The sequence below is a fragment of the Nostoc sp. genome, from assembly GCF_036917615.1.
In the GTDB taxonomy this organism is placed as follows: Bacteria; Cyanobacteriota; Cyanobacteriia; order Cyanobacteriales; family Nostocaceae; genus Nostoc.
Genome location: NZ_JBALCZ010000005.1, coordinates 1 through 5,998, shown reverse-complemented (window position 1 = coordinate 5,998; position 5,998 = coordinate 1). Strand labels below are relative to the sequence as shown.

Annotated in this window: 5 protein-coding genes; 3 read left to right on the top strand and 2 right to left on the bottom strand. The window is 45.4% G+C overall.

What is annotated here, in order from left to right:
* Window positions 1-206 precede the first annotated feature (206 nt).
* Window positions 207-410, top strand: coding sequence for a hypothetical protein (locus V7K85_RS00495; RefSeq protein WP_334810713.1), 204 nt, complete (start codon window positions 207-209; stop codon window positions 408-410).
* Between the two features lie 44 nt (window positions 411-454).
* On the opposite strand, the gene crtR is transcribed toward V7K85_RS00495, so the two are convergent.
* Window positions 455-1,345: a beta-carotene hydroxylase gene (gene crtR, locus V7K85_RS00490; protein WP_334810711.1), complete on the bottom strand. Its 891-nt coding sequence runs from the start codon at window positions 1,343-1,345 to the stop codon at window positions 455-457.
* A gap of 379 nt (window positions 1,346-1,724) precedes the next feature.
* Between crtR and pyk the strand changes: the two genes are divergently transcribed.
* A complete protein-coding gene (pyk, locus tag V7K85_RS00485; protein ID WP_334810710.1) occupies window positions 1,725-3,494 on the top strand; it encodes a pyruvate kinase in 1,770 nt (589 codons plus the stop codon).
* Between the two features lie 182 nt (window positions 3,495-3,676).
* Here the strand turns inward: pyk and V7K85_RS00480 are convergent, their stop codons facing one another.
* On the bottom strand, window positions 3,677-5,461 hold the full coding sequence (locus V7K85_RS00480; protein WP_334810709.1) for a M61 family metallopeptidase: 1,785 nt from the start codon (window positions 5,459-5,461) through the stop codon (window positions 3,677-3,679).
* Between the two features lie 240 nt (window positions 5,462-5,701).
* Between V7K85_RS00480 and V7K85_RS00475 the strand changes: the two genes are divergently transcribed.
* The gene (locus V7K85_RS00475) at window positions 5,702-5,911 is read left to right on the top strand and encodes an AAA family ATPase (protein WP_334810708.1); all 210 of its coding nucleotides are present in this window, start codon (window positions 5,702-5,704) and stop codon (window positions 5,909-5,911) included.
* Window positions 5,912-5,998: the final 87 nt, after the last annotated feature.

The window sequence follows — 5,998 nt, the reverse complement described above, 5'->3', positions numbered from 1 at the left end:
GCTGTTTAATATCAAAGATTGTTCATACTTTTGCTAAGTCTCTGATTCACTCAGCCCTGCTGGGTCTTTTTGCATGGCTTAGTCTAAACTCCAGTGATGAGTGTGTTCCGCGACCCTTAAAACGTGAACTCACTGATTATGAGGTACGCACAGTAGTTGTGCAGATGGGATGATCAGGCAAAAAGAATGGCGAACTGTTGCAACTAATGGCACTGGAGAATTTCACGATTCTCCTGACAACAGACCAAAACTTACGATATCAGCAAAACTTGCAACAGCCTGGAGTTGCGATCGTTGTTGTGATAGCGTCTAGTAATCGCTTGGCTGATTTGGTTCCATTAATACCCAGTGTTCGCAGTGTCCTAGCAACGATCGCTCTGGGTGTGGTTGTTGAAATCAGAGATTTTTGACGCGTTGGCGCAGCCCAACCTAGGCATCGCTTTATGCAACAACTCTATTCTTTGTGATGATGAAACCGAATTCCTAAAAAAATGTCGTAAACAAACTCAAAAAAGTCTTTTTTCTGCAACAATCCTGAAGTTTGATAACAGCCTTTTTCATCTAACAGAGGCCTCATCAGATAATAGCTGGGCTGATAATTATACCAAGGAATAGAAGGCCACAGATGATGAATTAAGTGGTAATTCTGTCCCATAATCAGGATATTCAGAATTGGGTTAGGATAAACACGAGCATTTTTCCAGCGATCGCGCTCCGCAAAAGGACGATGGGGCAAATAGTCAAAAAATAATCCCAGTGCTATCCCCACCACAAAAGCCGGTATAAACCAAAAATTAAGAATGTAACCCAAAAAGTTGTATTGCACTGAGATATAAACAATTACACCGACAATCAAACGGCTGATGAACCATTCTAATAGCTCATATTTACGCCATAGTCGCCGTTGAAAGAAAAACACCTCGTGGTACAAAAACCGCACTGCAATTAGCCACAGCGGTCCACCAGTAGAAACATAATGATCTGGGTCGTTTTCGGGATGATTAACATGGGCATGGTGCTGTAAATGCACCCGCGTAAATACTGGAAAAGCAAAAGCTAGCATCAACGCACTGCCATGCCCTAACATCCCATTAATCATCCGGTTGCGATGGGCAGATTGGTGACAGGCGTCGTGAATTACCGTCCCAGCACAATGCAAGGCAATAGTGTTAATGCTAAAGCACAGCCAGTGCGGCCATTCCCAAAGCCAGTAACCGAAGTTAGATAACACCAGCATTGCCACAGCTACGAAAAATAGCAGTAGCGTGGGATTGAAATCACCAGGAGGCGCTAAAAATTCCTTGGGTGGGATTGTCAGTGGCTTTTGTGCCTCCGATGTGATCATCTGTAACAGTGACTCCTTGTTTATCAAACATTACGAATATACGATAAATATTAGGTAATAATAAAGTTTTGCAAATTTTTGTATAGCAAGATTTATCTACAGCTTTGCATATCAGCAGATGAATAACGCTATGATTCCAGACGAAGACTAGTCTTTACTGATAAGTGGGGTATGACAATTGGCAAGAAGTTGATGGGATAAACTCCTTCTTAGGGAGGATGGATACAAGATTGATGTACTATATCTAGTCTATCCCACAGTTCTCACTCTCCCATAAACACTCTCTAACTGCTTATATCTATTGATATAGCAGTGACTGAAAAGGAGATGCCACTTAAGGTACTATGACTTCCCAGATAGCTCCCTAACTTCAGCCCCTATGCAATTAAGAGATTCTCTGCGTCGGACAAAAATTGTCGCTACTATTGGCCCTGCCACTAGCAGTCCTGAAATGCTCAAGGCGATTATTGAAGCGGGAGCCACAACGCTGCGGCTAAACTTCTCCCACGGAACTCATGCCGACCATCAGCGTAGTATTCGCTTAATTCGGCAAACCGCCTTTGAACTAAATCAGCCAGTGGCTATTCTCCAAGACTTGCAGGGCCCAAAAATTCGCTTGGGGAAGTTTGATAATGGGTCTATAGTTTTGGCAAAAGGCGATCGCTTCACCTTGACAAATCGTCCGGTTGTAGGTACTCAGGAAATTAGCTGTGTCACCTACGATTATTTAGCCGAAGAAGTCCCGGTTGGCGCAAAAATTCTCCTTGATGATGGACGAGTAGAAATGCTCGTAGAGGAGATTAACCGGGACAAAGGTGATTTGCATTGTCGGATCACCGTGCCGGGTAAACTTTCTAACAATAAAGGTGTAAACTTTCCCGGCGTTTACCTGTCAATTAAGGCAATGACCGACAAAGACCGAGAGGATCTGATGTTTGGTCTAGATCAGGGTGTAGATTGGGTGGCACTTTCTTTTGTCCGCAATCCGCAGGACATGATCGAAATTAAAGAATTAATTTCTAGTACAGGCAAGCAAGTGCCAGTGGTTGCCAAAATTGAAAAGCACGAAGCCATCGAACAAATGGAGGCGATTCTGGCTTTGTGTGATGGCGTGATGGTAGCCAGAGGCGACTTAGGGGTGGAATTGCCAGCAGAAGATGTTCCGGTACTCCAAAAGCGGCTAATTGCCACAGCAAATCGCTTGGGGATTCCGATCATCACCGCTACTCAGATGTTAGACAGCATGGTGAGCAATCCTCGTCCCACTCGCGCTGAAGTTTCGGATGTGGCAAATGCGATTTTAGACGGCACGGACGCGGTGATGCTCTCCAATGAAACCGCCGTGGGTAGCTTCCCTGTAGAAGCAGTGGCGACGATGGCGCGAATTGCCGAACGTATGGAGCAGGAAGAAGCCCAACACTTAAACTCACGTTCTTTGAGAGATGCCAGACGCTCCATTCCCAATGCGATTAGTCAAGCTGTAGGTCAAATTGCCGAACAACTAGGCGCAGCGGCCATCATGACTCTAACGCAAACCGGGGCAACAGCTCGCAATGTCTCTAAGTTCCGCCCCCAGACACCGATTTTGGCAGTGACACCCCATGTGAATGTGGCACGGCAGCTACAAATGGTGTGGGGAGTAAAACCGCTGTTGGTGCTAGGATTACCTTCCACTGGTCAGACATTTCAAGCTGCGATCAACGTGGCTCAAGAACTTAAGTTACTGTCTGAGGGAGATTTAGTAGTGATGAGCGCTGGCACACTCCAGGGAATTTCCGGCTCTACAGATTTGATTAAGGTAGAGGTGGTGACGGCAATACTAGGTCACGGAATTGGACTGGGTCAAGGTTCAGTGAGTGGTCGCGCCCGGGTGGCTAATACTGGCATGGATGTTAGTAACTTTAATCCCGGAGACATATTGGTTGCACCCCGCACTAGCGCCGATTTTGTCGAGGCAATTCGGAAAGCTGCCGGGATTATTACCGAAGATGAAAGTCTCACAAGTCACGCAGCAGTCATTGGCTTGCGTCTCGGTGTGCCAGTGATTGTCGGCGTGAAGCAAGCAGCGCAGGTGATTCGGGATGGAGCGATTATAACGCTGGATCTGCAACGGGGTTTGATTTACTCTGGGGCAGTGAGAACGCCTTAGGACTGGGGACAGTGGGAGCAGGGAGCAGGGAGCAGGGAGCAGGGGGGAAATAACTAATACCCAATGCCCAATACTTCTCTACGAAAGGCTGCGCCCTAAGCGTAGCTATGCCGCAGGCTTTACGACGCCGCTCAGTACAAGTGCCCCATGACCCATGCCCTGTTTGCCCAATGCCAATGCCTTTATCCAACAGTTGCGATCGCTACTCCAAGCCATCCAGCAAAGTTTTGCTGCTGTATAGAGTCAGGATGATCAACAGGTTTTACTTGATATCGAGTGGGACGTGGTGAGGTGAGAAAAATGGAATAAGTACGTAGTTCGTCTTGGTGAAAAACTGTGACTTCAATTTTATCGTTTGGTTGGTAATCTCTCAGGCGATCGCTTAAGCCATTCCCCATTACCTTAATCCCATCAATTGCTAGTAACTCATCACCTGCATCAATTCCCCCTGTTTGTGCAGGTGAACCAGTTTCCACAAACTTAATCAGCTCCCGCCCATTCTCTGTATTTATTCTCACACCCAGGTAAGGTTCTTCTTGCTGATCAGCTACCAACTGCAAGCCAAAGGGTTCTAAGTACTGATTCAAGGGCAAATCGTCAGTGCCATCAATGTAGCGTTTAAAGAAATCAGTCAAATCGATTCCGGCAACAGATTCTATAACTTCCTGCAACTGATCTGGAGTATAGCCAATCTCAGCTTGTCCAAATTGCTGCCACATTTTCAGGATTACGTCATCGAGGGAGCGCTGATTGTGGTGAGTAGAGCGAATCAGTAAATCCAGCAACAACGATACCATTTCTCCCTTTAAATAATAGGAAATTTGGGAATTACCGCTATTGGCATCTGGACGATAGAGTTTTATCCAGGCATCAAAACTTGACTCGGAAACAGGTTGTACCTTGCGCCCCGGTGTCGTTTCATATCTAGTAATTTCCTTACCCAAGTTATTCAAATACGACTTAACATCAAAAATTCCTGCCCGCAAAGGAATTAACAAGTCGTAGTAACTAGTAGTCCCCTCACAAAACCACAATGATGGTGTGTAGTTTTCTTGGTCGTAATCAAAAACCTCTAATGCTTTTGGGCGAATTCGCTTGACATTCCATAAGTGAAAGAACTCGTGTGCTACCAATTGGATAAAGCGATCATACTTTTCCTGAGCGCGAAACCCAAAACGGTGGTAAATTAAGGAGCAAGAATTTTTATGCTCCAAACCGCCAAAAGCTTGGCTAAATAAATGTAGCAGAAATACGTATCGTTCATAAGGCAAACCGCCGAACATCTGCGCTTCTACCTGGACAATTTTTTGGATATCAGCAATCATCTGCTGGGCTTCAACATTTCCCTGTCCCCAGATTGCCAGTTCATGGGGTTTTCCTAACACCTCAAATTTATACAATTGGTGGCTACCAATCTCAAAGGGAGTATCCACCAAAGTATCAAAATCGCCAGCCAAGAAAGTATTTTTTTCCTCACCAACAGGTGGTAAAGCAGTAGTTACCTGCCATTCCCGACGTGGTGGTACGATGGTGACGCGAATGGGTTGCTTATCCCAGTCCAGTATTCTAAAAAATAGTGCCGCTCCATTGAAATAACCGTGGGTGGCATCCAAGTGATTTGTCCGTACCGATAGCTCATTCGCAAAAATGCGGTAACGTACAGTTAATTCGGAAACACCCGTTTTGTTTACCTGCCAGTGATTTTTACTGATTTTCCGCCAAGGTAAAGGCTTATCCTCTGCAAAAGCCCCAAAATCCTGTAAATTTTTGGCGTATTCCCGGACTAAGTAGGAGCCGGGTGTCCACACCGGCAATTTTAAATCGAGAATTGGCGAGGGGTAATCGACAAGGCGTAAAGTTACCTCAAACAGATGGGTTTCTGGTTGGGACATTGCCACCAGGTAATGAATCGTTGGCCCAGTTTCCTGGATGTAGACGTTGGGACGAGTTGCTGTTGCTTCGGTCATCTTGTTTGCTGAGGTAATTTGTTAATGGGCTACGCTTTGCAAACGCAGCGGAGTGTCTCGCAGAGAAGACAGTAATTCGTAGTTAAGACCTCACTGATAAATCCGCTTGCTCTCAAATAAAGATTACACTTTATTTCTTTTGCATAACTAATATAGTAATTATGCATTGTACATAATTAGTACAAGCAATTTGGGTATTTCGGTTGTATCTTCTGGGCGTTTATCGAAAATCGAAAATCCATGACACCTTCTGATCTAAAAGCATATTTAGACAACCTTATCCGTAAAAACTTGCAAATTAGTACGATGATTTGGGGGCCTCCTGGCATTGGCAAATCAAGCATCGTCGGACAGATAGCTCAAGAGTATGATATCGATTTTGTGGATGTACGCCTGAGTCAACTCGCGCCCACTGACTTGCGCGGTTTATCCGTTGCTGAAGATGGTTGAGTCGATGGGGGATATTATTCCCCGCACCTCTCAGTTAGATCCGTGCGTACCCGTTTCCGTGTACACGGCTCCCGATGTTCTTAGCTT

What these genes read in the sequence shown, in the direction of transcription:
- V7K85_RS00495 (WP_334810713.1), top strand. Translation starts at nt 207, where the DNA reads ATGGCACTGGAGAATTTCACGATTCTCCTGACAACAGACCAAAACTTA.
- crtR (WP_334810711.1), bottom strand. Translation starts at nt 1,345, where the DNA reads ATGATCACATCGGAGGCACAAAAGCCACTGACAATCCCACCCAAGGAA.
- pyk (WP_334810710.1), top strand. Translation starts at nt 1,725, where the DNA reads ATGCAATTAAGAGATTCTCTGCGTCGGACAAAAATTGTCGCTACTATT.
- V7K85_RS00480 (WP_334810709.1), bottom strand. Translation starts at nt 5,461, where the DNA reads ATGACCGAAGCAACAGCAACTCGTCCCAACGTCTACATCCAGGAAACT.
- V7K85_RS00475 (WP_334810708.1), top strand. Translation starts at nt 5,702, where the DNA reads ATGACACCTTCTGATCTAAAAGCATATTTAGACAACCTTATCCGTAAA.